Below are 26,126 nucleotides of genomic sequence, written 5' to 3'. Positions count from 1 at the left end.
TGCTGATTTGTATCTTTTATCTTGTGTTGTTGCATACGGCATGGTTGAATATTTGCCTCCTGCCAAGTTACTCAAGATTACTAGGAATACTGATGATAACTTTATCGACGTTTCAAGAGCACCTATCTTCTACAGAGGCATTGCCCCTAGTTTCTAAGCGATCCGCTAATGGCCAAGAAGGTTATTTGCTAAAATTGTTGGCAGCGTTACCTTCGCAAACGCAAGCACAGCAAGCTGAACAATTAGCAAAAATACTTACGGTACTACGCGTAGCTAATATAGATGATTCGCAACGTCTTACCCTTATGGCGACAGTGATAGACGCCTCAGATCAGTTAATTGCCACTTTGCGACAGTCTTATATTTATGAAACAGGTGCGCTTAGCGACATTCAAATGGGTTATGTGGCTCAAATAAAGTCGCTATATTATTCAATGATTATGGTCTATGACAGAGTGATACGTCATAAAACTTCATTGCTCAATAATCAGCGAAAATATGCTGCAAGTAATGGCTGGCAGCGCTATTTTAATGTTGATAAGTCTTCATCAACGACACTCGCCATTGCTATTTACCAGACGCTGCAGATGTATCAGAAGCTATTGGGCGAAGAAGCACTGTGCTATCAAAAACCCTCATCTTACTTATGGCACAAAATCAATCAGCTGTATTACCTTGCTTATCAGTACCATGCGGCTGAGATTAATATGAGTGTTACGGCAGGCACCCAGCGTGCCAAGACGGTTCATCAGCTGTATTGCCAAATTTGTTTATACAGTCTATTAAATGTACGTGCCATGCGTCGTCCCAATATTCTGCTCGTCCAACGTTTGTTACCTGAATGGGCTAAGCATATCGTTGCGACGATTGAGCCAACCACCGAGACCCGCGTGTTCGTTGATTTACAAAGTGACAATCCGCCAACTTACCTGACGGCCAGTTCTACAATCAACCCATACGATGATCGCTATCACTGTTTATTTATAGAAATTGCCCCGCTGGTTGAGTATCTTAAACGACGCAAACAGGCTTTAGTTAAGGAAGGGGGTGACGGCGTTGAGAGTCACTTGCTTAATAAAATAGCGATGACGCTCAATTACCGCTATTTACAGCCGCCGCTCACCCTAGCGACTAAACATAGTGCGAAAGAAGACGCTGTTTTGATTACAGGTTTTAATAATATTCATTACCGGGTGAGCCATTCACATAGCTTTACCAGTTTAATCGCTATAAAAGAGTTACCAGATGAGCAGCGTCCTCGTTATGATACCGTGAATAAAAAACAAGACAGCAGCCACGTATTAGCCAGTGAAACCTTTGATCATAATGATGATTTATCACTATTTCGCACCCTGCGACTATCACTAACAGTAGATACTTTAAATAAAGACCGCTTTCATGAAGATGTCTTTCATAAAAACAGTGTTCATAAAGACAGTCTTAACATAGTGGCTGATGAGGATACATCTGCGACGACTGCACCGCCAGCATTACATATGATGAGCCTTTTTTTAGTCTGTCGATCTGATACAATCACGCCGCCTGATTGGTCGATGGGCGTGGCGCGCTGGCTTGATTTTGATAGTAAAAACCCGGAGATCGAGTGGCAAGTACTTGGACATCAGCTAGTGGCTTGTGGCTTGCGTTTAGAAGGTAAAGAAACGCGTAGTCGCCATTTTGTGCCAGCATTTATTCTTGGTAGAGATGAGCGGCTACAAACCACTGGTACTCTGATTGTACCGACTTCTTACTTTCAGACCGATGATAGAGTCATTATGCGTATTAATAGCAAACAAACCCCTTTACGTTTGGGACAGAGGTTGCTGATTACGGATGAGTTCAGCCAGTATGAGGTGGTGCAGCTATAGTTTAATGTCAATAAATACTGGCTTAAAGGCTACTTCATTGAATTTTTTATTCGATAATAGCAGTGAATAAATGTACTGAATAATGATGATAAGTTAGTCTGCAATCAGTCAAGTTATTGTCTATAATGATTGATACAGTTATGTTCGTTTATACGATGTTTTTGCTTCACCAAGATGTCGCCTTGATTCGAAAGACGATGCCAATCTACTAAAAACCGCTAAGCCTATCCCTGATAGTATTCTCCTTGCTGGGTTAATGCTTGGAAAAGGTGTAGGGTATCAAACCAAACATAAAAATAAGATCACAAGATCCAAAAGGCTTCTTATGCGTACTCAGTCCATCTTAAATCTCTTAGTCATTGATGACGATCAGCTCTATGCTGAGCGCCTTGTGCACTTACTAGGTTGCTATTATGACACCATCAATTTAGGGTTTTTGGACGATAAAGAGGAGCTGTTAAAGTCACTTCGACAACCGTGGGATGTCTTGGTGTTTGGCAATGCTTATGATATGAGTTTCACCGATGTGGTGGGCGTCGTTCAAGAGCAAAGTATTGATTTGCCTATGATCTGCCTATTCAATGAAGAGATGGCAGCGTCCGCCAATAACGATGAGGGGCTACCTGATATTATTAGCGGCACGATGGTCAAAACGCTCAAAGTAGACCAAGAGATGGCAGTAGTGATGTCTATCTGTCTACAGCATGATAATTTACGCAGTCGTCGTGAGCTTAGAACGTTGCGCCATGTTCTCTCTGAAGCAGAGCAACGCGCCAACGTATTGATTAAAAACTCTAAAAGTGCGGTCGCCTATATTGATCAGGGTATCCATATTTTTGCCAATGACCCTTATCTTCAGCTTTTTGGTTTTGAGTCGATGAATGATGCCATAGGCGTGCCTGTTGTTGACCTGATTGCAGGCGGTGATAACGTTAAGGGTTTCAAACAGTTTTTACGTCAATTTGATAAAGGTAGCCGCCAAGAAGTCGAGTTCAATTTTGAAAGTAAGCGGATGGATGGCAGTACTTTTGAAGCAAAGCTACAATTGGCAGCCGCGACCTTAGATGGCGAGCCAGTGACGCAGGTTATTATCCAACAAAACCATAATAATAGTGCGGAAGTCGCTAAGCGTTTGGCAGCCGCTGAATGCAAAGACAGTCTGACAGGAATCAACAACCGCCGCGGCTTTGAAGAACAAATGGCAATCGTGTACCAGCAAGCACGTCAAGGTGTACTGACGGCTGGGCTTTTATATATTCAGCTCGATAATGTCGGTAAAATAAGAAGCAGTCTAGGTTTGCAAGGGGTAGATGCGACCGTCAAGCAAGTCGCCTATGCATTAGATGAGCTGATATCAGACGGGCATGTGAGTCGTTTTAGTGATACCGCCTTTACCATACTGGTCGAGGACAAGAGCACCACAGAGCTTGAAGAACTGGCTAAGCAAATTGGTTCACGTATCAGTGATATGCTCATTGAGGTAGACAAGCGTACGACCAGTACGACTGTCAGTATTGGTATTGTCAAAATCGAAACCAATACAGCAGAGCCAAGTATCGTGCTCGAACGTGCGATGGATGCCATCAATCAGATTATGATAGAGACCTCTAATCATGGCGGCACTTATCATTTGTACGATCCAAGCGAGCATGCCAATAGTGATGATCATGCGCTTGCCGAATCTTTAGTTGATGCTATTGCCAATAGCCGTTTTGAGTTATCTTTCCAGCCAATATATGATATTAACAATGACCGAAGCGACTTTTTTGAAGTATATCTGCGGTTGCCATTGGCGGATGCGGACAATACGATATTGACGCCTGATCAATTTATGGCAGTCGCCAAGACGCATAAATTGCTCGAAAAAATAGATCGTTGGGTGCTCATCAATGCCTGTAAAAAGGTCAATGAGGTACGTAAAACACATCCTGAAGCCAGATTGCTAGTGCAATTGACTAGTGCCTCATTGATAGACAAAAAACTGCCTAGTGTTGCCAGTCAGCTTATAAAAGCGGTGGGCGGTGCAGCTGGTGTGCTCACCTTGCAATTCAACGAAAAAGACGTCTCAGACCATCTTACAGTGGCAAAAACACAATTTGCCGCCCTTAGCCAAGTCAGCTGTCAGATGGGCATCAATAACTTCGGCTCTTCTGCCAAATCCATAGAGATTGTCAGTTTTGTGCAGCCAGATATGGTGCGTTTAGCACGCAGCTATGTGGATGGCATTGACTCAGCAGACAATTTAGAAACTGTCAAATCACTTATTATGCATACGAATGAAGTCAATGTGGACGTATTGATGCCTTATATTGAAGATGCGGCGACCATGTCCGTTGCTTGGAGCGTGGGCGCGCGCTATTTACAAGGCTATTATTTAGAAGAACCCAGCAGTACGATAAAAGTTGCGACCTAAAGTCATTTAGGGCGCGTTTGATACGCAACTATCAACAGCGCCTATTTATGGAATACTCGATACGGCTTAATATTTCATAAATTCTTTATTGTCATACATTACAAAAGCCTTACTCAAACTGTCCTATAAGCGTTGTTTATTGGCTCGATATGCCCCAATAAATAACGTTATGTTTTTACAAGCAGCTGTTTAGATGTGAAGAGGGTTCCACTTTGCATGTGTTTGACCCTACCTTATTATCTATATTGTTCATCTATAGCTGACATTCCTTAACCAAAGATTGCCGAAAATGCCCATCATTAATAAATATCAAATAAGCAGTATATTTGCTGCTGTTCTATTGCTCAGCGCTTGCGGCGAACGTACACCACCTGACCACCGTGCCCCTGTGACATTACCGTTATATACTGAGGGTGATGCCGATAACGGCGCTATTATTTATCAAGATGCCTGTGGTCAATGTCATCAGCTGAATGCTGGCCTCAATAAAAAAGGGCCACAGCTGATGAATATATACGGTGCAAAAGCAGCAGAGCTAGACGACTATACTTATAGCGAAGGGCTTAAGACATCAGGTTGGATATGGGATGCTGAGACGTTAGATCCTTATATCGCAGATGCTCCCAATACTATGCTAGATTCAAAGATGCTTTCGGATCCGATGCCTGATGCTCAGGAGCGAGCAGATGTGATTGCTTATTTGTCCACGCTTCGTGCAGCGCCGCCGATTGAAGAGAATGCTAAGTAACTACTGACTTAACAGTCTTATAATTATTAATCAAAAAAACGAGCCAATAATTGACTATGATTCATGCAGCTATAGATAGAAAACAGACCTCCGTATCTCAGTCAGTATCGTCAGCAGTCAATGATTCTGCTCCTGATGCTGCCCATGGCGCTGCCAACTATCCCCGCAACCAGCAAAAAATTGCTCAGCTCATGCTGCAGTTAAATAAAATCGTCCTAGACAAACCGCAGGCCATCAAGTTGGCGCTGAGCGGCATACTGGCAGGTGGGCATCTATTGTTGCAAGATTTGCCGGGTATGGGAAAAACGACGTTGGCACAAGGCTTAGCGCAGCTGCTCGGTCTAAGCTTTAGCCGCGTGCAGTTTACCAATGACATGCTGCCGGCAGATATTTTGGGTATGAGCATCTACGATCAAAGCAAACAGCAGTTTGATTTTCGTCCCGGCCCCATCTTCACTCAGCTATTGCTGGCAGATGAAATAAATCGCTCTAGTCCTAAGACCCAAAGTGCATTACTAGAAGCGATGGAAGAGCGTCAAGTGACACAAGATGGGCAAACCTATCCGTTACCACAGCCATTTTTCGTCATTGCTACGCAAAACCCATTGCAGCAAGCGGGTGTTTATCCATTGCCTGAATCGCAACTAGATCGGTTTTTATTGTGTCTGTCGCTAGGATATCCATCACCTGCCGCTGAGCGCGAGCTATTAAAAGGTCAAGACCGCCGCGAGCTATTAAAAGAGCTGCCCGCGGTGCTTGATACGCAGGCTGTATTATTAGCGCAACAAGGTGTCAAGCAAGTGTATGTCGCGGATGTAGTGTTAGATTATCTGCAAAGACTGGTCGCCAAAACACGTGCAAGCTCTGAGTATCATGGTCTTTCACCACGTGGCGTCCTGTCGCTACAGCGTGCTGCGCAGGCTTATGCTTATGTATCAGGGCATATGGAGGTCACGCCTGAAGATATCCAAGCCGTATTTGCTGCCGTCACCGATCATCGCCTCGGTCAGCGTTTTGTACCCGCACATGTGACTGGTGGGCAAGCGATGCAGACCATCGCCCAACGTATTTTGGCAGAAGTGCCTGTTATTGTTTGACCATTTTTTTACTCATAATAGATTCACTTCCAAAGCTGCTCGTTTATTAGCGATAAGACTATTAATTTTGAAAATAGGGTAGTCATGAGTCTTTTGCCAAAAGTCTTCACCATACCAGCTAGTTCCGCATTACGCCGTTGGTTTGCCGCGCGGGCACCAAAAAGCGATAGCGCCACGCTCAATTTGCGTAATGTCTATATCTTTTTTAGCCGCGAAGGGATGCTATATGCGGTGTTATTAATTGTCACTTTTATTGCTGGTATCAACTATGGCAATAACTTGGTGTTGGGTCTGTGTTTTTATCTGGTCAGCGTTTGGCTTATCAGCTTTCATGTGACCTTTGCCCATATCTCAGGTCTTAAAGTACAGTTAATAGAAGTGACCATGGCAGAAGCAGGTGCGCCTGTCTGGGTGACCTTGCAACTGATTAGTGAAAGCCGTCAACCAAGACGGCAGCTATTATTTAGCTTTGAGCAGGCTGACGGCCAAGCGAATAGTAAGGCTAATAGTAAGACAGATAAAAAAGCCAATAAGAAAATCAAAAATAGCGCTAGTACTCAAGAGTCGATACTGGTGACACGACTGCAAGGCGAGCAAGTGATTCGTTTGCCTGTACAAACGCACAGTCGTGGGCAGCTGATATTACCAAGATTAACCATCAAAACCGTTTATCCGTTAGGTATTATGCGCGCATGGTCTTATGTCTATTTTGCCCGTAGCGCTTGGGTATATCCAAAACCTGAAGTCTTTGATTGGCAGGCCCAGTATGCTGTTGCCAGTCAGGAAGATTTACCAACTGGTGGACAGAATAGACAAGGTCAGGACGATTTTGAGCGGCTAGATAACTATATCGAAGGTGAGTCCCTAGCAAGGGTTTCTTGGGGTCATGTGGCGCGCGGTCAGGGGATTTTTACCAAGCATTTTGCCGACCCAGTCGGTCATGAGCAAACGTTAGATTATGCGGATATGCCAGCAGCACATCATGAACAAAAACTCGCACAACTGGCTTATGGCGTCGTGACATTAGGTGAGCTGGGTGTGCCATTTAACATGCGCTTAGCCGGCGACGCGCCTTCTGCTGCAACAATGGGCGAAGGTAATGGCTTTGCGCAAGCGTGCTTGCTAAGGTTGGCAAAAGCGCCATGACTAATATGACCAATTCTAAAAGATTTTTTTCAAAAAAAGCAATCGATGCCTCTATTGTCTCTACCAAATCAGACTTTATAGACTCCGCGAGCTTTGAGCAGTTGGCTTTGGGTCAAAATATCAATGCTCATACCTATGCTCATGCTATGCAGGGCAGCAATGCTAAATGGACTCACAAGCTACTCGCCTTACCAGCCTATTATTGGGTATTAATTGCTCAAGTTGTCATTATCTTACCGCATGCAGCGCACTTGCCATTATGGCTAATGGGTTTTGCGGTGGTCAGTATCATTGCTCAGATGCCGCGTGTAAAAGCGCGATTTAAAAAATTAGCGCATCTAAAACGTGTCTATCAAAGCATGCAAATGCTTGGCTTCTTATTGGGGCTTACAGGTCTGTGGCTGACTTATAATACCGCTTTCGGCCTCGATATGGGCGTAGCGTTTTTAGTGCTATGTCTCATCAGTAAGCTGTGGGAGTTGTATAAGCGCCGTGATGCTTATGTGGTATTGAATCTTTCACTGTTTGTCCTTGCCGCGCTATTCTTAATGGATCAAGGTCTTGTGACGACGTTAGAAGTAATTGTCGGGGCAGTCATTGTGTTATTGGCATTTATTGCGCTAAATGACGATGGCAATACTCATGGTGATGGTCGCTTGCGTACTTTAGGTGTATTAGGTCTTGGGGCATTGCCGTTATTGGTCGTGCTATTTTTGTTCTTTCCGCGCTTGCCACCGCTATGGTCAGTGCAGCTCTCAGGTCAGCAAGCGACCACGGGTGTCTCTGATAGCATGTCGCCCGGTGATTTTGCCAATTTAGGACAATCGACTGAGCTTGCGTTTCGGGTAGAGTTTGTAGATAACCGCGCACCACAGCAGCAGCTCTATTGGCGTGGTTTGGTCTTTAGCGACTTTGATGGAGTCACTTGGCGTCCTAGCCCTCAGCAACGACAATGGCAGCCTGCTCCGCAACCACCTGCTTGGATTGAGAATGCCTTTGCAACCATCCCTGATGAAGTGAAAGTTGCGCCGACCAACTATGAGATTATCCTAGAGCCAACTCAGCAAAACTGGCTGTTTGGACTTGATTATCCTTTTGCTCAGCGCCAAGATGTCAGTATCACCTCAGACTTTACCTTATTGAAAGATCAGCCGGTTACCCAACAGCTGCGCTACGAGGTATTGCAGTTTGCACCGATGCGTATCGATCCGATTCTCTCTGATGAGTCGCGCCGTCTAAATCTTACCCTACCAGCTGACGGTAATCCGCAAGCACGAACACTGGCGCAGCAGCTGTTTGTTCAATCAGACTCAGACCCCGTGCGCTACATGCAAGCACTTGAGCGCTGGATTAACCAAACGGAATTTCGTTATACACTGTCTCCGCCACGGCTGAATAATAACCGTATTGATGAGTTTTTATTTGAGACCAAAGCGGGGTTTTGTGAGCATTATTCTTCCAGCTTCACCTTTATGATGCGCGCCGCTGGCATTCCAGCACGCGTCGTGGCGGGCTATCAAGGTGGCGAGCTGAGCCGCGGTGGTAATGTTTGGGAAGTACGGCAAAAGGATGCGCACGCTTGGACGGAGGTTTGGCTTGACGGTCAAGGTTGGGTACGTGTCGATCCGACGGCTTTTGTCGCGCCTGAGCGTGTCGAGCAGGGTATGGATGCACTGACGCAGGCACAAGGGGCAGCAATGTTCGGTGATGGCGCTGGGGCACAAATCAGCTATCAGCAGTATCAAATGCTACAAACCTTACGCCGCCTCTCCGATCAAGCCAGTTACTATTGGCAAAAAGATGTCGTTGGTTACGATCAGGACAAGCAAGCCGACTCGCTACTCAAATGGTTTAATATCCGTTCAATCATGCAGCAAATTATTTGGCTAGCGGCAAGTGCTATTACTGTCATGGTGATTTTGGTCTTTGTTATTTGGCAACGTCGCCGTAAGCGTTGGCATCCAGCAGACCTACCACTTGCACAGCTATCAAAACGTATTGGTAAAAGTGATAAAGAGTTGGCTCGTCAAGAAAGTGAAGGGCAGCTGGCTTGGCTTGAGCGCTTGGCAATAGCGGTTGATGACCGAGAAAATGATTCAAATACTGATATCGACGCTGAGACCAACGCCGATACCAATGCTAAAAGTAGTAATAAGAGCAGTAAAGTGAGTAAGCTAACAGATAGCGGCCATCCAGAGATTGTACAAGCAAAAATCTTGCAAATGAGGCAGGACTATCGTCAACTGCGTTATGGACGTCTAAGCAGCCTTGAAACTAATGATAGCGAGTACCAAACTATCCTAAAGCAGCTTAAGAAAGATGCACGTGAATTGTTCTAATGGCTGTTTTGTGAAAGCGTTGTTTAGCACATCATAAAATAGCTATTGATAATAAAGGAGGCGACTCTATGGCGATATACGTTGATTTTATGCAGATAGAATTTAAAGGCTATAAGTGGTGCCACATGCTGGCAGATACCCTGCAAGAGCTGCATGATTTTGCAGCGCTGATTGAAGTGGATAAGCGTTTATTCCATCGTCATGCCAGTTATCCACACTATGATGTCACGGTGCAAATGCGCGAAACGGCGATTGAATATGGGGCTATTCCTGCTGGTCGAAAAAAGATTATCGAATGTGCAAAGAAGTTAAAAATAGAGCTACACGATCTAAACAGCGCTATATGAGCAAGTAGCACAGTCTGAAGATTGCTAATACGTTAATTTTTTAAAGGCAAATAAAAGGTGGGAGTGCTTTTGCATCCCACCTTTTTATATCTTTAGATTTTCACCCAACGCTTACACCCTCTCAAAAAATTAGAGTAGCAAGGAAAAAGAGTGCAAGTACTACATCTAGTAGACTAAGCGAGCGGAACAAGCAAAAATGACGTCGTTAATCGTATTTTTTGGGTTTGGTATTACTTTGCAATAGCGGCTTTACTGACACCATCAAGGGCTTTTGCGATATTCGCCAATTGGGTATCACAACCCTTTATATTATGGCGGTCTTTGAGATATTCAGGATTATTGTACGACAACCAAACTTTTTTATCAGCATCTTCACTGATGAGAATTTTTTGCGGCAAGTCGATAGCGACGCTTTGCTCACAATTCATCAATGGCGTACCCGCTTTCGGATTACCAAACATAATTACTTGCGTCGGTCTTAATGTTAAATTGACACCTTGGGCGTTTTTCTGATGATCGACGCGTGCAAATACTTTCATACCTTTGCTTTCAATAATTGCCGCCAGTTTATCAGCAGTATCTTGCACGGAACGATTGCTTTGCAGCGTAACCAAGCCTTTTTCGGCATCGATAGCAGTCATCGTTTTTGGCGTTGATGGCATCTTATCTGGCGCGTTTAAAATATTTTCAACACTGGCGCAAGAGGATACGGCCAAAGCTAGGGCAGCGATAGAGATAATTTTAAGCATAAAAAGTCCTTTTATTGTCATTGTTTATTCAGCGAATGATGGCTGACAACATCGAATATTTAGTGTGAACCATAATATTCCTTGTGCTTAGTAGCATTGTGCGTAATAAACCGTGCATAGTAAAGCCTCGCATTGCAACACACCTTAAAGAATGCCTAAGCCAAAACGCATAGCTAAACCAAATGCTCTGCTAGATAATCGACGAGCAGTCTAATCTTTGGCGATAAATGACGGTTGTGCGGATAGATGGCCCAGATACTTTCTTCAGGCTCTCGATAGTTATTCAATAAGCTGACCAGCTCACCTGATGCTAAGTATTTTTGCACATAATAATCAGGTAGCTGCACGATACCCAGACCTTTTAACGCCGCATCGACTAGACTGTGACCGCTGTTATATTGGACACTGCCAGACACGCGCAGGTTTTTTTCTTTATCAGCATTTTTTCCAGAATCTATTTTGCCATCTTCTATAAAGTGCCAATAGTCACGCGTGCCAAGTAAGCAGTTATGCTGACTCAGATCGCTCAAAGAATGTGGTATGCCGTATTTTTCGAGATAAGCAGGCGCGGCACAGACGAAATTGGTACGACGGCTGAGCTTTTTTGCCATCATCGTCGAATCACTTAATTTTCCGATACGAATCGCCAAATCATAACCGCCATCAATGAGGTCGATTTTTTGATTGCTCAAAAATGCCGTCACTTCGATATCGCGATATTGCACCATGAAATCATTGACTAATGGCAATAATTGCTGCTCGCCATAAGTGACAGGAGCGGTCAGCTTAATCCTACCTTGCGGCTTTGATTGTAAATTGCTTACTGCTTGCTCAGCGGCATCCAAGCCATCGAGCACACCGCGGCAGTGCTGATAAAACACGCGACCTTCTTCAGTCAGTGATACCTTACGCGTCGTGCGATACAGCAGTTTAATATTCAGTCGCTTCTCTAACGCGCTTATCTGCCGACTGACTTGCGCGGTAGAAATGCCCAATTCTTTTGCCGCGCGCGTAAAGCTTTCGTAATCTGCTACATAAACAAATTCGCTAATACCATCCCAGCGCATTATTATTACCACTGTGTAAAAGATATTTGCAAATATAGCACATTGTTATCGCTATAGAAAAAACTATAATAGTCAGTATAAAGCTTTACAGACTGCTACAACTGCCGCTTGCCTCCATTCAACAAGCAAGATAAGCTGAATAGAGGTCCGCGCTTAATAACCCATAAAATGAATTAAAAAGAGAGATAACGATGTCAGATAAATTTATTAAATCAAAAGCCGCCATTGCTTGGGGTCCAAATGAGCCACTATCTATCGAAGAAGTGGATGTGATGCTGCCAAAAAAAGGCGAAGTATTGGTAAAAATCGTGGCAAGCGGCGTCTGTCATACTGATGCATTTACGCTCTCTGGCGAAGATCCAGAAGGTGTGTTCCCAGCGATTTTGGGTCATGAAGGCGGCGGTATCGTTGAGCAAATCGGCGAAGGCGTCACCAGTGTGCAAGTTGGCGATCATGTCATTCCTTTATACACAGCAGAATGTGGCGTCTGTAAAATGTGTACCTCTGGTAAAACCAATCTTTGCTCGGCGGTACGTGAGACACAAGGCAAAGGTCTGATGCCAGATGGCACCACGCGTTTTTATAAAGATGGTGAGCCTATTTATCATTATATGGGCTGCTCAACCTTCTCTGAATATACCGTGTTGCCTGAGATTTCTTTGGCAAAAGTGAATAAAGAAGCACCGTTAGAAGAAGTTTGTTTGCTTGGCTGCGGCGTGACTACCGGTATGGGTGCAGTCATGAATACGGCAAAAGTCGAAGAGGGCGCTACCGTTGCTATCTTTGGTCTGGGCGGTATTGGTCTATCAGCGGTAATTGGTGCTGCGATGGCAAAAGCCAGTCGTATCATTGCTATTGATATCAATGAGAGCAAATTCGAGCTGGCTAAAAAGTTAGGCGCAACTGACTGTATCAATCCAAAAGATTACGATAAACCAATTCAGGAAGTGATTGTTGAATTGACAGATGGTGGAGTAGATTACTCATTTGAATGTATCGGTAATGTCGATGTCATGCGTTCGGCGCTTGAGTGCTGCCATAAAGGCTGGGGCGAGTCGGTCATCATCGGTGTTGCTGGTGCTGGACAAGAAATCTCTACTCGTCCGTTCCAGTTAGTGACTGGTCGCGTCTGGCGCGGTTCAGCGTTTGGCGGTGTTAAAGGTCGTAGCGAGTTGCCAGGTTATGTTGAGCGTTATTTGGCTGGTGAGATTCCACTGCAAGATTTTATTACCCATACCATGCCATTAGAAGATATCAACGAAGCGTTTGATTTGATGCATAAAGGCGAGAGTATTCGTACGGTTATTCATTTTTAAAAATCATTATTAATAATAGTGATTATAGATTTAGCCTTATAAAATAGCAGTATGCTAAACCAAAAATGCCGTCCTTATATAGGGCGGCATTTTTTTGGTATTGGTAATTGTTTTTTAGTGGAAAAAATTATCTGTTCGGCAAGCGTGGTTAGATCTGCTGCTATAAAGTCTGGCGCTGAAACGTTTGGCGCTGCTAATAAAGCATTATATGGTCGCGTGAGAAACGCCCCTCGGCAGCCAGCTGCTTGCGCGCCAATCGTATCCCAAAGATGACAAGCGACAAGGCACAAATCCGATACGTCAACAGACAATGCATGAGCGACCATTTGATAAGTCTCAGGCGCAGGCTTGAACTTTGCAACCTGCTCAACACTAAAATGCTGTTCGAAAAAATGGCTGATGCCGGCTTTTTCAAGCGGGGTCGGGGAAGCGCTATTTGCTGAGTTGGTCAACGTTACCAGTCGAAACTCTGCCTCACGCAGCTTGGTTAATGCTGGTACTACATCAGGGTGAGCAGGCATTTTGCTCATACGCTCTTGTAATTCGTCGACATCGCTATCTATCAGCCTGACGTTATGAATATCAGCGGTCATCTGTAAGGCACTGACGCCAAGCTCGCCAAAAGGCGTATAAAGTCCTGACAACGTCATGGTTTGTGAATATAGCACCAATTGGGCAAACCATTCTCTTAGCATCTGCCTGTCATCAAACAATCGGGTAAATAATGGCTCAAGCGTGGTAATGTCGAGTAGCGTCTCATTGACATCAAACACGATAATAGGAAGGGATTTATCAGAGGACATAAGGGATCCTTTTATGAATAGCTAACGAAATCTTGCCAAAAAATCTCGTCAGGAAAACTAGTCTGGCATGTCAGCCAACTGCTGCAAGATATTTTTGAAATTTTCCACGCCTTGCGCACCGCTAACCAGATGACGCTTATTAAAAATTACCGCTGGGACGCTTTGAATGCCTTGTTGTTGCCAATGTTGCTCTTCTGCGCGCACCTCTTTAGCGAACCTTTGGTCTGCTAACACGGCTAATGCCTCATCACGATCTAGTCCAATCTCTGCGGCGATATCAGCAAGCACGGCATTGTCAGAAATATTGCGACCATTGGTAAAATGAGCGATGAATAACGCCTGCTTTAAGTCATGCATGCGACCTTGCTGATCTGCCCAGTGCAGCAATTGATGCAAGTTGAACGTGTTGTGCATACGCGTGTCATCGTTAAAATTAAACGTAAAGCCAACCTCATTACCCGCTTCCATTAATCGAGCACGGCTAGCATCAGATTCTTGCTTGCTCGAACCATATTTCTCCATAATATGTTCACGCATATTTTGTCCTGCGCTTGGCATATTTGGATTAAGCTCAAACGGATGCCAGTGAATCTCGTGTTCGGTGTTGGTTTGCTTGAGGGCTTCTGCCAGCTGGCGGTAACCAATGACGCACCAAGGACAAACAACGTCTGAGACGATATCTATGCGTAGTGGCTGCTCTGAGAATAACTGCTTTGAATGTTCCATATCTATCTGCCTAATTCAGTATTTATTTTATATATAAGCTGTCTGTGGTCGACCGCCTTATAAATCAATGCTCATTATCAATACTAATTAACTAATGCTAAGAGAATGAGTGAGCGATTACAATATCGTCTAAGTTACTGTTTAATGAGTGTCCGTCTAATAAGTATCTGCTTAAATAACTGTTCAAATACCTGCTCAAATAACTCAGCGATGCACTGAATCATCAGTAACGTAATAACAAAATAGGTGACTACTTAACCAATCTGTAACGGTCATCAAACGGGTTTTTGCTTAAAGTGGCGGTACTAAAAATCTTGGAGTCATAAATGAAAAATATCACTGAAGCCATGAACTGGCGTTACAGCACCAAAGAGTTTGACGCCAATAAAAAAATATCAGCAGCAGACTTTCAAAGTTTAAAGGATATCCTACGACTTAGCCCATCAAGCACTAATATTCAGCCTTGGCATTTTGTGATCGCTGATGATGAGGCTGGCAAGGCACGTATCGCAAAAGGTACACAAGGGATGTTTGATTTCAACAGGGCAAAGGTGAAAGATGCCTCCCACGTCATCATTTTCTGTAGTCGTATCTATGCTGATGATGAATTTTTGCATGAAGTATTGGATAAAGAAGATGCTGATGGTCGCTTCGCAGAACCAAAATTCAAAGAGCAAATGCATCAAGTCCGCAAAATGTTTTTGGACATTCGTCGTTATGAGCAAAAAGACGAGCCACATTGGCTGGTCGAGCAAGTGTACCTAAATATGGGCGCATTATTACTGGGTGCTGCTACTTTAGGCATTGATGCTGTACCGATGGAAGGTGCTGATTTAAAGGCACTCGATGAAGAATTTGAGCTACGTAGCAAAGGCTACACAGCCGTTGCCGTTATCTCACTTGGTTATCGTAGTGAAGACGATTTTAATGCAGATTTACCCAAGTCTCGATTGAGTGAAGCGAGCATTATTACTAAAGCCTAATGCCCGACTGGTATTTTTAACTGACTATATTGAACTCAAATAGCGTTATAAACGGCATGTTTATAGCGCTATTTTTTGCTAATAAAATGAGTTTTTGAGTTTCATTTATAAAATTGATAGTGAATAAGCGAGATAGAATAGTGAGAAGAAAAATTTTTTTAGATTAAAAACTACACTGTAATAACTACAAAGTGAAAACAAATCGACATTTCTAATAAGTCATAATAAATCGATTGGCGCGACTTTTAAGGAGCGTTTAACCCTATTTTTTTTGATTATCTGCCAGCGAGAAGCCAGCATGTCTACCTTGAACTTAACCATTAATAAGCAGGATTATCAGCTCGACAATCTTGATTCACGCACGACATTACTCGATGTCTGTCGTCAGCACCTCAAAATTACGGGGCCTAAAAAAGGTTGTGACCATGGTCAATGTGGCGCTTGTACCATACTTATCAATGGGCGTAGGGTCAATGCCTGTTTGACCTTAGCAGTTATGCACGATGGTGATGAGATTACCACGATTGAAGGTATTGGCATGCCCGAATCATTATCGGAGCTACAACAAGCCTTTAAAGATAATGATGCGTTTCAATGTGGTTACTGTACCCCTGGGCAAATTTGTTCAGCAACAGCGCTGATCGATGAAATTAAACAAAACTGGCCCAGTCATGTCACTACAGATTTGCAAAATCCTGATGGATTGCTGGTGCAAGAAATCGCTGAGCGTATGAGTGGCAATATTTGCCGCTGTTCTGCTTATCCCAATATTATTAAGGCCATTTCACAAGTTTTAGAAAATGAAATGAATGATTCATCTAAAACTGACACAGCACAAAAATCAGAGGTGACGGGTATTTGGTCGCCACCACCTAGTGAAGCGCAATTAGGAAGCCAAACGAAAAGTAATAAGACGGCAACTAGCACGTCAGGAGGTCGCTCATGAAACGCTTTGAATATAGCCGTGCTACCGCGCCAGAGCAAGCAGCCCAATCTGCTAGTGTAAAAGACGCCTCATTTATCGCAGGGGGTACCAACCTTTTAGACTTAATGAAGTTAGAGATTGAGACGCCAATTAAGCTGGTGGATATCACTCGCTTAGCATTAGCTCAAATTGAGAAGACTACAGATGGTGGCCTACGCATCGGTACGCTGGTGACCAATAGCGACTTGGCCGCGCATCCTGAGGTCATTGCCAATTACCCAGTGCTATCACGGGCGATTTTGGCAGGTGCGACAGGACAGTTGCGCAATAGGGCGACGACGGGCGGTAATCTATTGCAACGTACGCGTTGTTATTATTTTTATCAGACAGACAGCGCCTGCAATAAACGCAACCCAGGTTCTGGTTGCCCAGCGATAAATGGTGAAAATCGTACGTTGGCAATTTTGGGTACTAGCGAGTCCTGTATTGCCCAGCATCCATCTGATATGGCCGTCGCGATGCGCTTATTAGATGCCACTATTGAGACGTTAAAAAGGGATGGTTCAACGCGTACAATTGCAATCAAAGACTTTTATTGTCTACCAAAAGACACTCCGCATATCGAAAACGTTTTAGAGTCTGGTGAGCTTATCACTCATGTGGTGTTGCCAGCGCCTGCCAGCGGTATGCACACTTATGACAAAGTGCGTGATCGCGCGTCCTATGCTTTTGCCTTAGTGTCTTGTGCCGCGATCATAGACGTGACTGATAATGGGCTTTTGGGCACAGTGCGCCTAGCATTCGGCGGTATTGGTACTGAGCCATGGCGCAACGAAGCCGTTGAGGCATTGCTGACGGGTACTGATGGCAATGAAAATGTCATCAAACAAGCAGCGGACTTATTATTAAAAGAGGCTAAAGGTAGTGGTCAAAATGATTTTAAAATACCGCTGACTCGTCGTCTACTCAAACAAGTTATTCAACGCGCATTAGCGGGCAAGGGAGCATAATCATGTCATTATTGGATTCAATATTGCCAGCAGAACCGACCAAAAAAATGATGATGAATGGGTCAGTTGAGTCGCTTTTTGATAAAACAGCGAGCAAATTGGTGGGTAAGCCCATTAACCGAGTTGAGGGATCACTCAAGGTCAGTGGTCAAGCACCTTATACGGCAGAGATTCATTTAGACAATCAAGCCTATGGTGTTTTGGTGAGCGCAACGATTGCCAAAGGGCGCGTTAAGAAAATTGATAGCAGCTCTTTAGAGGGTATTCCCAACATTATTAAAGTAGTTACTGATCCTGAGCATTTTTTGCGCAATGCACAACAGGGCGGTGCAACCAAATCACCTAAGCAAGGCGTCAGTGAGATTTTTTATCATGGTCAGCCGATCGCGGTCGTCATCGCTGAGACGTTTGAGGCGGCGACAGAAGGTGCAAAAGCGCTCAAAGTGACTTATGAGGATGAGACTGAGCAGGCGGCATTAAACTTTACGACAGAGCTGCCAAATGCTCATGAGGTTAATGAAAAAAAAGGTTCGGATAAAAATTCAGAAAAGGGTAATCCAGAACAAAGTCTTGCTGATGCTGCGGTAACCCTTGACCGCTTTTATCATACGCCAAGTCAAAACAGCGCAGCGATGGAGCCTCATGCAACGCTTGCTCACTGGAAAGGTGAGAAGCTGATTATGTACTCCTCTAATCAAATGCTTTCTTCGTGCAAAAAGCAAATCGTTGATGCATTGGATTTGGATGCAGATAATGTGCAATTAATCGCTCGTTATGTCGGTGGGGGTTTTGGTAGCAAGCTTGGGATTTCTCCAGAATCGATAGCCGCCGCACTAGCAGCAAAGGACTTGGGTCGTCCCGTGTTAATCACTATGACACGTCCGCAAGTAATGGAGGCAACGATTAGACGCTCAAACACGCGTCAACGCATCGCAATTGGTTGTAGTAAAGACGGTATTATTGACACCATGATTCATGAGACGGTCTCTAGTAATTTGCCAGGAGAAGCCTTTTTTGAGCCAGCAGCACTCTCTACGCATTATTTGTATCGCGGTGAAAATCGCCGGGTCAACTATCAGCAAGTAGATATGAACCAAGTTTTGTCAGGCTCAATGCGTGCCCCCGGTGAAGCAGTGGGGCAGATTGCCCTTGAGTGTGCGATGGATGAATTGGCAGAGCAACTCAACCTAGACCCTGTCGAGCTGCGCCGTCGTAATGAGCCTGAGCAAGATCCTAGTAAAGGTGTCCCGTTTTCCACGCGTAAGCTCATCGCTTGTATCGATCAAGCGGCTGAACAGTTTGGCTGGAATCAACGCAATGCTAAGCCTGCCAGTCGCTTAGAAGGTGATTGGTGGATGGGTATGGGTATGGCAGCGGCAGCTCGCGGCAACAGCTTAGCGCCATCAGAAGCACGGGCGACCCTGCAAATAGATAACTCAAAAGCACTAGGCGTCAAAGCTGTGATTGAGACAGACATGACCGATATCGGTACAGGTTCTTATACCGTATTTACTCAGGTTGCTGCAGATTTATTAGGACTACCAATAGATCATATTGAAATGAAGCTTGGTGATACCAGTTTGCCACCTGCGGTTGGTTCAGGGGGCAGTATGGGCGCTGCCAGTTCAGGCAGTAGTATTTACCTTGCTTGTCAGCAGCTACGTGAGATGATCGCAGAAAAAGTCGGTCTATACCCTGACACCATTCAGTTGGATAACGGTCAAATTAAGCAGGTAGGTGAGCATGAGGCTAACTTTGTAGAAACCGTTATAGAAGCAGGAAAAGAAAAAGTAGCAGGTTTGGGCGATAATATCGTAGATAAAGTCGCTGATTTAAAAGACAAATTAGGTGAAGTAACGGGAATCTCACTAACTGAATCGAAAGAATATGACTTTAGTAATTTCCAGACTCATTCATTAGCCGATATCGTCGCTCAATATGATGACCAAAAAGTCAGTGCCAAAGGTCAAATTGCACCGGGTAAAAATGCCAAAAGTCATCGCCAAGCGTCATTTGGTGCCAATTTTGCCGAGGTCGCTGTACATCGAGTGACTGGTGAAATACGCGTTAAACGTATGACTGGTGCCTTTGCAGCAGGGCGTATCCTCAATTACAAAACCGCGACCTCACAGTGCTACGGCGGTATGATATTTGGTATTGGTTCTGCGTTGATGGAGCAGGTGATTCACGATAAGCATGACGGTCGGCTATGTAATCATAATCTTGCAGAATACCATGTCCCAGTCAGTGCGGATGTTCCTCAGCTTGATGTTATCTTGGTAGAAGAGGACGATCCGTATACCAATCCAATGCACATAAAAGGTATTGGGGAAACGGCGATTGCTGGTGCTGCCGCTGCTATTGCTAATGCCGTTTACAACGCCGTGGGTGTACGAGTTTATGACTTTCCTATTACCCTCGACAAATTACTTTATGAACTACCAGAGTAGGTTTTTAGTCAAATATATGGACAATATAAACCCTCTAATTATAGTCGTTAACGGGTTTTATAAACTGGTTTTGTAAGTTGGTCATGATGGATGTAGACCGTATATAGACATCAATGATAGAGAGTATATAAGAGACATTATGAATCAAATCGCTGATATTCTTAAGCTGGCACGCGAGGCTCAGCAACAACAGGTTGACGCGGTATTAGCAACCGTCGTGCGTACCGAAGGGTCAGCCTATCGCCGCGCAGGCGCGATGATGCTCATCTGTGAAGATGGTCGTTCGGTCGGGATGATTAGCGGTGGCTGTTTGGAGCCACATATTATTAAACGTGCTTTTTGGCTCACGCGTCAAGGTACAAACGTACAAGTCTATCAAACAGGCGATGATATTGAATATGCTGAAAATGGTAATGTGCCAGCAAGCGTATCAGAAGAGGGTTTTGACTTTGATAGAGGCAGTGATAATAAGGGTACAGATAATAAATACGATGAACAAGATATTGATTTGGACGAGTTAAATTTTGGATTAGGCTGTAATGGGCGCGTACATGTGTTGTTTGAAAGGCTAGTGACAGCAATGTCTTTGTTAAATGTCATCAGTCAGGTTCGTCAGTCTCAGCAGCCGGTAACGGTAGCAACTTTAATCCGCTCTACAATCCATTTTAATAACCAAAATAATCCAAACTCTCAACTTCAAATTGGTTTGCGTCTTAACCTAGATAATTATATCAAGTCAGGAAAACTCACCGCTATCGACGCTAATAATTCAGATAAAGTGGTATCTAATGCTTCAAGCACAATTATCCATGCTATTGAAAGTTTATCCGAATATAAACTGCTCCATAAAAATGCTGAGTACGTTATCGTAAAAGATGACAATGACAATGACAATGACAATTTAGTCACAGAATGGCTGATTCAGCGCCTACAACCACAAATTCGCTTGCTGATTTGTGGTGCTGGCAATGATGTGATGCCACTAGTTATGATGGCAAAGCTGCAAGATTGGCATGTGACAGTGGTAGACAGTCGAGCGCAATATGCTACGCAGCGGCGTTTTCCTCAGGCAGATAGCGTGATGGTACTGGCGTTAAATGATAGTGATACTTTACTAGAACTAAGTAAAAATGCTGCTGTTGCTTTGATGTCGCATAGTCTCAGCCAAGACCGTGCTCGCCTTGGCGTATTATTAGAGCATGCTAATCACTATAAATATCTTGGACAACTAGGACCACGCTACCGTACCGAGCGCTTAATCGAAGAAATTAGTACAAGGCTTACAAATCCTGCCAGTTTAAACCTAGGTATCAAAAAACTGCATTATCCGATTGGCTATAAGCTGGGCGGAGATGGTCCTGAAGCTTTAGCACTGGGTATCATGGCACAAGTCAATGCGGTCGTCTATAACCAGCTGCCGCCAGCAGAAAACTCAGACACTCATCTGTCAAACACTAACTTTACAACGCTATTTTCTACGCATATTGATTCTATAGAGATGACTGCTACAAGTGCTCGTGCATCGATAAGTTTATCATGAGCCGCGACGCATCTATTTTGGCATCTACGCAACTAAAGCCAATAAATCTATCAAATCCACCAAACTATGTGGTCATTATTTTGGCCAGTGGACTGAGCCTGCGTTTAGGTCAAGCAAAACAGTTACTGTGTAAAGATGGCGAACCCTTAATTTGCTTCATGACCAAACTCGCACTTTCTACAAAACCGCAAGCAATTATTATAGTCATTCCTGATAATCAGCCATCAATAGCCAGTGCGATGAATGAATTGGCTTTTCAGTACTCTATGATTCAAATGGTCGTAAATTCTACGCCTGAAATAGGTATGGCGTATAGTTTGAATTTGGCTATTGAGGCAGTCACGCAGTTGACAAGCTCATTAATCGAGCGCGTCGTCATTATGGGTGTTGATCAAGTTTTACTCGATGAGCAGCATTTAATGGGACTGCTGGCAGGTAAGGAGTCAGTGGTAGCAAGTGAATATAGTAGCTGGCAGCATTTAAATAATATGAATTTAAATGAAACGTCTGCTGCCACTGCATTAAAGCAAAATGTTATCGGACTACCTTTAACGATTGATTGTGATTTATTCAGAGAGTGGCAAGCATTGCTGGTAGGCGATAAAGGGCTGCGTTATTTAATTAGAGGTTTGCCGCCCAGTCAGATGAGTACCGTTGTTAATAATCAACTGAGCTATGATATCGATACTCCTGAGCAACTTGCTCATGCTAAGCAAAAAGGCTGGCTGGATAAATAGTATTAATAGTGTCAATCCATAAGTGATAAAAATGATAAATGTGATAGAAACAGAACGTCTTTACCTCAGGCAATGGCAAGCAAGTGACTTTGCTGTTTTTGCTGAAATAAATGCTGATCCTGAAGTAATGAAATATTTCCCCAAGTTATTAACGCCTAAAGTAAGTGACATCATCGCTAGTAAATGCCAGCAGCTTATTGCTAATCAAGGCTGGGGGCTTTGGGCCGTCAGTTTAAAAGATAGCACCAAAACATATGATGATTTTATCGGTTTTGTTGGCTTGAATGATACCCACGCAGATATGTCTTTTGCCCCGGCTGTCGAGATTGCATGGCGACTACATAAAGATTATTGGGGACAGGGCTATGCTACAGAGGCGGCACGCGCGGCGCTGAATTTCGCTTTTACTGAGCTGTCGCTCGATGAGGTTGTGTCATTCACAGCGGTTATCAATAAGCGCTCGCAATTGATTATGGAGCGTATTGGCATGATGGATACCCGAGCCAACTTCTACCACCCAGCCCTTAACCCTAACCATCGGCTGGCTGAGCATGTACTTTATAACATGACGCGGCAACAGTGGAACAATCAGTTAGCAGGCTTGTGACCACAAATCAATGCCCACACTCTGATATTAACAGGACTACTCGAAGATATTACTACCGTTATACAACACAAGGTAAGGTTTGCGATATAATTTATTTTCTATTAAATGTAAAATAAGGTCGTCTTATGAATCGTACACTGTGGTTAGTCATTGGCATCATTAGTATTCTTGGCGGTATCTTTGCATTTTTTAATCCTCTTAGCGCCACTTTGGCCGCTGAGCAGTTAGCAGGTTTTATCTTCCTTTTAGTGGGTGTTTTACAGTTTATTGCCTTGTTCCGAGCACATAGTACCACTGGAAAAGTGCTGGCTGCCATCGGCGGTGTACTTGGTGTATTGATTGGTATTGAATTATTACAAGATCCGTTGCAAGGCATATTAACCTTGACCATGGTCATTGCTATTTTATTTATGGCAACAGGTATAGTCAGAGTTGTTGTTGCTTTCGGTCTCCGTCGGACAGTGGCTTTTGTCCCAATATTACTCTCAGGTCTGCTCTCGATTATATTGGCTATCATGATATTTACCAGTTATCCGCAGTCAGCGACGTATATTCTTGGCATACTGTTGGCCGTCGAGTTGATATCTAACGGCATATCATTAATTATGTATTCACGTATACCATCAATTATAGTGCGCAATATATAAATGTAGTTCTAGGGCGTGTCCTCAATTCAATTGATCATATCTAAACGGGCTAAAAATGGCTAAATTTTGCCAAATATCGTTAAATAGCTGGTTAATATCCCGATATTATCTGCGCTATTTTCCTCGTTTGACGGCAATTTAACTCATTTTTATCACCATTTTTGAAATGAGGACACGCCCTAGCAATAAACAAAAAAGACGCTGTAAATAGCGTCTTTTTTTTATTTCATAATTTATTTGAATATCACATCTTAATAATGCGTAAAGCCTAAGTGCAATTTGTAATACCTTATCCTTGTATACAAATCGGCTATAGCAGAAGATGAGAGAAAGAGATTGAAAGAAGTGCGCTTGGTTTGATATAAGCGCACGGGTCAGTATGGCAGCGTGTCATACTGATATTTAATGGTATATCAAGCGGTTTGGTTGATTTAGCTAAGAAATCTTAAGCCAGACGTTTTCAATGCCCATACCATCTCAACAAAGGCGCGGCTATTAGTTAAAGGCTCGCCATCGATGATGAGGGCGTAACCTGAACCATCAATCCATAAAAACACAAAGCTGGTCTCAGGAATCAGTAAGTCAACTTGTTGAAAAAACGAGATGGCTTGGCTTTCGACCGCCCAGCCGCGTTGTTTTTGGCGAATCATAAAACCTGAAAAGTCAGCAGCTGCAACACTTAGCATGTCCGCTTCTTCTTGGCTGTAACCGATTCGTGCTAGGCAAAACCCTTCATCAGAGCCAATAGCGGCACGGCGTTTACCGGATAAGCTGGCAACCACATACGGTAAAAACTGGTCCAATGGCAGATTGGGTGCGGGTAACAACAAAGACAGCTTTTCAATCCAGCCGTGTTCTATAAAGCTCTGTAGCCATTCGTCAGAATAACGCTCAAGCCAATCAGCGGCGAGCAACGTCTCCCCATAGGACATTAAGTCTTGTAATGACAGCTGTTCATCAGTGGGCTCACTTTGTGAAAATGCCTCAAAAATACCGGCTGGAGTGAGGGTTAGATACGTTTTATCAGCATTTAAGTAAGAGGACATAGCGGCTACCATTGTGATGAAAGGGTTAAATCGGCGATAAATTAGGTCTTGATGGTCTGATCAAGATGCTGTTGACAGTTGTTCCAGCGCTCATCGAATTGCCAGTCGCTTTTACCCAAGCGAAACCATACTAACGAGAAGGCAAGTCGATCATTGCGAGCGATACAGTGAGCAAAGAATTCGTTTTCGATCTGCTCAATCGTGCCCCAATCTTTATCTTCACGCGCTTGCATGAGCTCAGCGGTGATGTCTTTGGATATTTCTTTGGCGTCATCGCTACTGATAAGCAATCGCTGTTTTTGCTCATTGAGAGACGGCGATATCAGGACACTCCAGCGAGTCGCCAGCATACTATTGCGTTGAATATATCGCTTCTTACTAATACAATCGCGAAACCCTTGCTGGACATGAGGGTACAAGCGATCTTTAATACGCGTAAACAGGTTATTTACATCGTAAGGAATGTCATACCAGCAGCCATAAAAAAAGTCTGCGACGGCACCTTGCAGCGGCTCTTTTTCGGTTAAAAGTAATGCGGCATTGATACGTTGTTCATGAAAATGACGGTTATTGGGTGCCAAAAACACTTTACGCGAATATAAACGAAATACTCGGCGCGCTTCCATCTCATTTTCTTTAATAAGGTCTAAATCAGACATAATAGTGTCCTTTAAGTCATAGTGTCTATTGTATGGCTAACAGCTTATGGCTAATATCGTATGGTCAAAATGATATAGCCACTATTGAGCGACAATAGCCTATGACTTCACTAAGCGAAACGGTGCAACGTGCCAATTAATAAGTAATAATTAATCAAGTAAAGTTTGCATCAAATCTATCATAAATTCAGCATCTTCTTCGTCCATGGCTTCAAACCCTTGAGGCATGCCAAGTTCAGCCAATGCTTCTCTACCATCGTCATCATTATGCAAGTTCAGGATCGCATTCATGAATATTTCTGTATCAGGAAAGCCATCTTTAATCAATAATACATGGCTAATATCTGCCAAATCACTTTCGATTAGCACTGACAGCTGAGTTTTGGTCAAGCGTGAAAAGCTATGAAAAATCTCTGCCAAGAAGAAAGCCGCTTGAGCATCACCTTTGATGACTTTACGGGCGGCTGCCTGATAAGTCTCAGTGATATCCCAGTTAAGATCAGACTCTTCTATATCCACAGCTTCTAGCAAGCGTAAGCCAATCAGCTTAACATCACGGTTGTCTGCCATTGCTACGGTCGCACCCGCTTTAATGTCTTCTAAGCGCTTGATATCACTGTTTGCCGCAGCAGCAATGACCATCTCATCCGATTTGCCGATAGGGCGTGCAACAGCGCGATAGCCTTGTTCACGGATCAAAGTAGCTGCATCAAATGGGTTGGCATAGATAACTTGAATGTCACCTGCCTCAATGATTTGCTCTTGTTCAGCATGTGAGGTAGGTATGTTTAGATGCATATTTAGGTTGGCACGTTTTTGAATCAAAATATTAAACATGTGCCAGCCTGCAAAACGCTCAGGAGAAAAATCAGGGGCGATTAACATATTGTGTGTCGTCATGAT

General features: G+C 43.8%; 23 protein-coding genes. 16 read left to right on the top strand and 7 right to left on the bottom strand.

The window, feature by feature from the left end:
- Nucleotides 1-92: 92 nt before the first annotated feature.
- The 7 genes from JFC08_RS01335 (at nucleotide 93) to JFC08_RS01305 (ending at nucleotide 9,958) form a co-directional block, all read left to right on the top strand.
- On the top strand, nucleotides 93-1,868 hold the full coding sequence (locus JFC08_RS01335) for a hypothetical protein (protein ID WP_198329420.1): 1,776 nt from the start codon (nucleotides 93-95) through the stop codon (nucleotides 1,866-1,868).
- Between the two features lie 325 nt (nucleotides 1,869-2,193).
- Nucleotides 2,194-4,281, top strand: coding sequence for an EAL domain-containing protein (locus JFC08_RS01330; RefSeq protein ID WP_198329419.1), 2,088 nt, complete (start codon nucleotides 2,194-2,196; stop codon nucleotides 4,279-4,281).
- Between the two features lie 289 nt (nucleotides 4,282-4,570).
- Nucleotides 4,571-5,029 (top strand): c-type cytochrome, encoded by a 459-nt coding sequence (locus JFC08_RS01325; RefSeq protein ID WP_198329418.1) that lies wholly within the window; start codon nucleotides 4,571-4,573, stop codon nucleotides 5,027-5,029.
- Between the two features lie 56 nt (nucleotides 5,030-5,085).
- Nucleotides 5,086-6,126 carry an AAA family ATPase gene (locus JFC08_RS01320; RefSeq protein ID WP_198329513.1) on the top strand — a complete coding sequence of 347 codons (1,041 nt, stop codon included), beginning with the start codon at nucleotides 5,086-5,088 and terminating at the stop codon, nucleotides 6,124-6,126.
- Between the two features lie 84 nt (nucleotides 6,127-6,210).
- Nucleotides 6,211-7,272, top strand: coding sequence for a hypothetical protein (locus JFC08_RS01315; RefSeq protein ID WP_198329417.1), 1,062 nt, complete (start codon nucleotides 6,211-6,213; stop codon nucleotides 7,270-7,272).
- Between the two features lie 5 nt (nucleotides 7,273-7,277).
- Nucleotides 7,278-9,611: a transglutaminase TgpA family protein gene (locus tag JFC08_RS01310; RefSeq protein WP_198329416.1), complete on the top strand. Its 2,334-nt coding sequence runs from the start codon at nucleotides 7,278-7,280 to the stop codon at nucleotides 9,609-9,611.
- 68 nt (nucleotides 9,612-9,679) lie between these two features.
- Nucleotides 9,680-9,958, top strand: coding sequence for a DUF4031 domain-containing protein (locus tag JFC08_RS01305; RefSeq protein WP_198329415.1), 279 nt, complete (start codon nucleotides 9,680-9,682; stop codon nucleotides 9,956-9,958).
- A 230-nt stretch (nucleotides 9,959-10,188) separates the two neighbouring features.
- Here the strand turns inward: JFC08_RS01305 and JFC08_RS01300 are convergent, their stop codons facing one another.
- Complete coding sequence (locus JFC08_RS01300) at nucleotides 10,189-10,707, bottom strand: DUF302 domain-containing protein (RefSeq protein WP_198329414.1); 519 nt, start codon at nucleotides 10,705-10,707, stop codon at nucleotides 10,189-10,191.
- 173 nt (nucleotides 10,708-10,880) lie between these two features.
- Nucleotides 10,881-11,774, bottom strand: coding sequence for a LysR family transcriptional regulator (locus JFC08_RS01295; RefSeq protein ID WP_045453282.1), 894 nt, complete (start codon nucleotides 11,772-11,774; stop codon nucleotides 10,881-10,883).
- 191 nt (nucleotides 11,775-11,965) lie between these two features.
- Between JFC08_RS01295 and JFC08_RS01290 the strand changes: the two genes are divergently transcribed.
- The gene (locus JFC08_RS01290) at nucleotides 11,966-13,090 is read left to right on the top strand and encodes an S-(hydroxymethyl)glutathione dehydrogenase/class III alcohol dehydrogenase (RefSeq protein ID WP_045453279.1); all 1,125 of its coding nucleotides are present in this window, start codon (nucleotides 11,966-11,968) and stop codon (nucleotides 13,088-13,090) included.
- Between the two features lie 74 nt (nucleotides 13,091-13,164).
- On the opposite strand, the gene JFC08_RS01285 is transcribed toward JFC08_RS01290, so the two are convergent.
- Nucleotides 13,165-13,893, bottom strand: a complete 729-nt coding sequence (locus JFC08_RS01285; RefSeq protein WP_198329413.1) for a haloacid dehalogenase type II — start codon at nucleotides 13,891-13,893, stop codon at nucleotides 13,165-13,167.
- Nucleotides 13,894-13,950: 57 nt separating this feature from the next.
- Nucleotides 13,951-14,619, bottom strand: coding sequence for a DsbA family oxidoreductase (locus JFC08_RS01280; RefSeq protein WP_198329412.1), 669 nt, complete (start codon nucleotides 14,617-14,619; stop codon nucleotides 13,951-13,953).
- Between the two features lie 326 nt (nucleotides 14,620-14,945).
- Here JFC08_RS01280 and nfsB point away from each other — a divergent pair, with 326 nt between their 5' ends.
- The 8 genes from nfsB to JFC08_RS01240 all read left to right on the top strand — a co-directional run bounded on the left by nfsB (nucleotide 14,946) and on the right by JFC08_RS01240 (nucleotide 23,518).
- A complete protein-coding gene (gene nfsB / locus JFC08_RS01275; protein WP_198329411.1) occupies nucleotides 14,946-15,602 on the top strand; it encodes an oxygen-insensitive NAD(P)H nitroreductase in 657 nt (218 codons plus the stop codon).
- A 298-nt stretch (nucleotides 15,603-15,900) separates the two neighbouring features.
- Nucleotides 15,901-16,548 (top strand): 2Fe-2S iron-sulfur cluster-binding protein, encoded by a 648-nt coding sequence (locus JFC08_RS01270; protein ID WP_198329410.1) that lies wholly within the window; start codon nucleotides 15,901-15,903, stop codon nucleotides 16,546-16,548.
- A complete protein-coding gene (locus tag JFC08_RS01265) occupies nucleotides 16,545-17,537 on the top strand; it encodes an FAD binding domain-containing protein (protein WP_198329409.1) in 993 nt (330 codons plus the stop codon). Before JFC08_RS01270 ends, JFC08_RS01265 begins: the two co-directional genes overlap by 4 nt.
- A gap of 2 nt (nucleotides 17,538-17,539) precedes the next feature.
- Entirely contained in the window at nucleotides 17,540-19,987 is a 2,448-nt protein-coding gene (locus tag JFC08_RS01260; protein WP_198329408.1) for a xanthine dehydrogenase family protein molybdopterin-binding subunit, read from the top strand.
- A 139-nt stretch (nucleotides 19,988-20,126) separates the two neighbouring features.
- The gene (locus JFC08_RS01255; protein ID WP_198329407.1) at nucleotides 20,127-21,527 is read left to right on the top strand and encodes an XdhC family protein; all 1,401 of its coding nucleotides are present in this window, start codon (nucleotides 20,127-20,129) and stop codon (nucleotides 21,525-21,527) included.
- The gene (locus JFC08_RS01250) at nucleotides 21,524-22,264 is read left to right on the top strand and encodes an NTP transferase domain-containing protein (protein WP_198329406.1); all 741 of its coding nucleotides are present in this window, start codon (nucleotides 21,524-21,526) and stop codon (nucleotides 22,262-22,264) included. The genes JFC08_RS01255 and JFC08_RS01250 overlap by 4 nt, the downstream gene beginning before the upstream one ends.
- Before the next feature lie 31 nt (nucleotides 22,265-22,295).
- Nucleotides 22,296-22,871 (top strand): GNAT family N-acetyltransferase, encoded by a 576-nt coding sequence (locus JFC08_RS01245; RefSeq protein ID WP_198329405.1) that lies wholly within the window; start codon nucleotides 22,296-22,298, stop codon nucleotides 22,869-22,871.
- Between the two features lie 125 nt (nucleotides 22,872-22,996).
- Complete coding sequence (locus tag JFC08_RS01240) at nucleotides 22,997-23,518, top strand: HdeD family acid-resistance protein (protein WP_060491698.1); 522 nt, start codon at nucleotides 22,997-22,999, stop codon at nucleotides 23,516-23,518.
- Between the two features lie 431 nt (nucleotides 23,519-23,949).
- Here the strand turns inward: JFC08_RS01240 and JFC08_RS01235 are convergent, their stop codons facing one another.
- From JFC08_RS01235 to JFC08_RS01225, 3 genes are all read right to left on the bottom strand, one after another.
- Nucleotides 23,950-24,564 (bottom strand): hypothetical protein, encoded by a 615-nt coding sequence (locus tag JFC08_RS01235; protein WP_045444387.1) that lies wholly within the window; start codon nucleotides 24,562-24,564, stop codon nucleotides 23,950-23,952.
- 41 nt (nucleotides 24,565-24,605) lie between these two features.
- Nucleotides 24,606-25,223 carry a hypothetical protein gene (locus JFC08_RS01230; protein WP_060491697.1) on the bottom strand — a complete coding sequence of 206 codons (618 nt, stop codon included), beginning with the start codon at nucleotides 25,221-25,223 and terminating at the stop codon, nucleotides 24,606-24,608.
- Between the two features lie 150 nt (nucleotides 25,224-25,373).
- On the bottom strand, nucleotides 25,374-26,123 hold the full coding sequence (locus tag JFC08_RS01225) for a PhnD/SsuA/transferrin family substrate-binding protein (RefSeq protein WP_045444391.1): 750 nt from the start codon (nucleotides 26,121-26,123) through the stop codon (nucleotides 25,374-25,376).
- Nucleotides 26,124-26,126: the final 3 nt, after the last annotated feature.

Source organism: Psychrobacter cibarius (assembly GCF_016107535.1).
GTDB classification, from domain to species: domain Bacteria; phylum Pseudomonadota; class Gammaproteobacteria; order Pseudomonadales; family Moraxellaceae; genus Psychrobacter; species Psychrobacter cibarius.
The sequence above is the reverse complement of the archived record's forward strand: the minus strand, read 5'-3'. Positions and strand labels throughout refer to the sequence as shown.

Bases quoted from the DNA above. Each gene is read 5' to 3' on its own strand.
- JFC08_RS01270 (WP_198329410.1), top strand. From the start codon at position 15,901: ATGTCTACCTTGAACTTAACCATTAATAAGCAGGATTATCAGCTCGAC.
- JFC08_RS01335 (WP_198329420.1), top strand. From the start codon at position 93: ATGATAACTTTATCGACGTTTCAAGAGCACCTATCTTCTACAGAGGCA.
- JFC08_RS01250 (WP_198329406.1), top strand. From the start codon at position 21,524: ATGAGCCGCGACGCATCTATTTTGGCATCTACGCAACTAAAGCCAATA.
- JFC08_RS01330 (WP_198329419.1), top strand. From the start codon at position 2,194: ATGCGTACTCAGTCCATCTTAAATCTCTTAGTCATTGATGACGATCAG.
- JFC08_RS01320 (WP_198329513.1), top strand. From the start codon at position 5,086: ATGATTCATGCAGCTATAGATAGAAAACAGACCTCCGTATCTCAGTCA.
- JFC08_RS01265 (WP_198329409.1), top strand. From the start codon at position 16,545: ATGAAACGCTTTGAATATAGCCGTGCTACCGCGCCAGAGCAAGCAGCC.
- JFC08_RS01245 (WP_198329405.1), top strand. From the start codon at position 22,296: ATGATAAATGTGATAGAAACAGAACGTCTTTACCTCAGGCAATGGCAA.
- JFC08_RS01290 (WP_045453279.1), top strand. From the start codon at position 11,966: ATGTCAGATAAATTTATTAAATCAAAAGCCGCCATTGCTTGGGGTCCA.
- JFC08_RS01235 (WP_045444387.1), bottom strand. From the start codon at position 24,564: ATGTCCTCTTACTTAAATGCTGATAAAACGTATCTAACCCTCACTCCA.
- JFC08_RS01260 (WP_198329408.1), top strand. From the start codon at position 17,540: ATGTCATTATTGGATTCAATATTGCCAGCAGAACCGACCAAAAAAATG.
- JFC08_RS01300 (WP_198329414.1), bottom strand. From the start codon at position 10,707: ATGCTTAAAATTATCTCTATCGCTGCCCTAGCTTTGGCCGTATCCTCT.
- JFC08_RS01240 (WP_060491698.1), top strand. From the start codon at position 22,997: ATGAATCGTACACTGTGGTTAGTCATTGGCATCATTAGTATTCTTGGC.
- JFC08_RS01255 (WP_198329407.1), top strand. From the start codon at position 20,127: ATGAATCAAATCGCTGATATTCTTAAGCTGGCACGCGAGGCTCAGCAA.
- JFC08_RS01325 (WP_198329418.1), top strand. From the start codon at position 4,571: ATGCCCATCATTAATAAATATCAAATAAGCAGTATATTTGCTGCTGTT.
- nfsB (WP_198329411.1), top strand. From the start codon at position 14,946: ATGAAAAATATCACTGAAGCCATGAACTGGCGTTACAGCACCAAAGAG.
- JFC08_RS01230 (WP_060491697.1), bottom strand. From the start codon at position 25,223: ATGTCTGATTTAGACCTTATTAAAGAAAATGAGATGGAAGCGCGCCGA.
- JFC08_RS01295 (WP_045453282.1), bottom strand. From the start codon at position 11,774: ATGCGCTGGGATGGTATTAGCGAATTTGTTTATGTAGCAGATTACGAA.
- JFC08_RS01225 (WP_045444391.1), bottom strand. From the start codon at position 26,123: ATGACGACACACAATATGTTAATCGCCCCTGATTTTTCTCCTGAGCGT.
- JFC08_RS01305 (WP_198329415.1), top strand. From the start codon at position 9,680: ATGGCGATATACGTTGATTTTATGCAGATAGAATTTAAAGGCTATAAG.
- JFC08_RS01285 (WP_198329413.1), bottom strand. From the start codon at position 13,893: ATGTCCTCTGATAAATCCCTTCCTATTATCGTGTTTGATGTCAATGAG.
- JFC08_RS01280 (WP_198329412.1), bottom strand. From the start codon at position 14,619: ATGGAACATTCAAAGCAGTTATTCTCAGAGCAGCCACTACGCATAGAT.
- JFC08_RS01310 (WP_198329416.1), top strand. From the start codon at position 7,278: ATGACCAATTCTAAAAGATTTTTTTCAAAAAAAGCAATCGATGCCTCT.
- JFC08_RS01315 (WP_198329417.1), top strand. From the start codon at position 6,211: ATGAGTCTTTTGCCAAAAGTCTTCACCATACCAGCTAGTTCCGCATTA.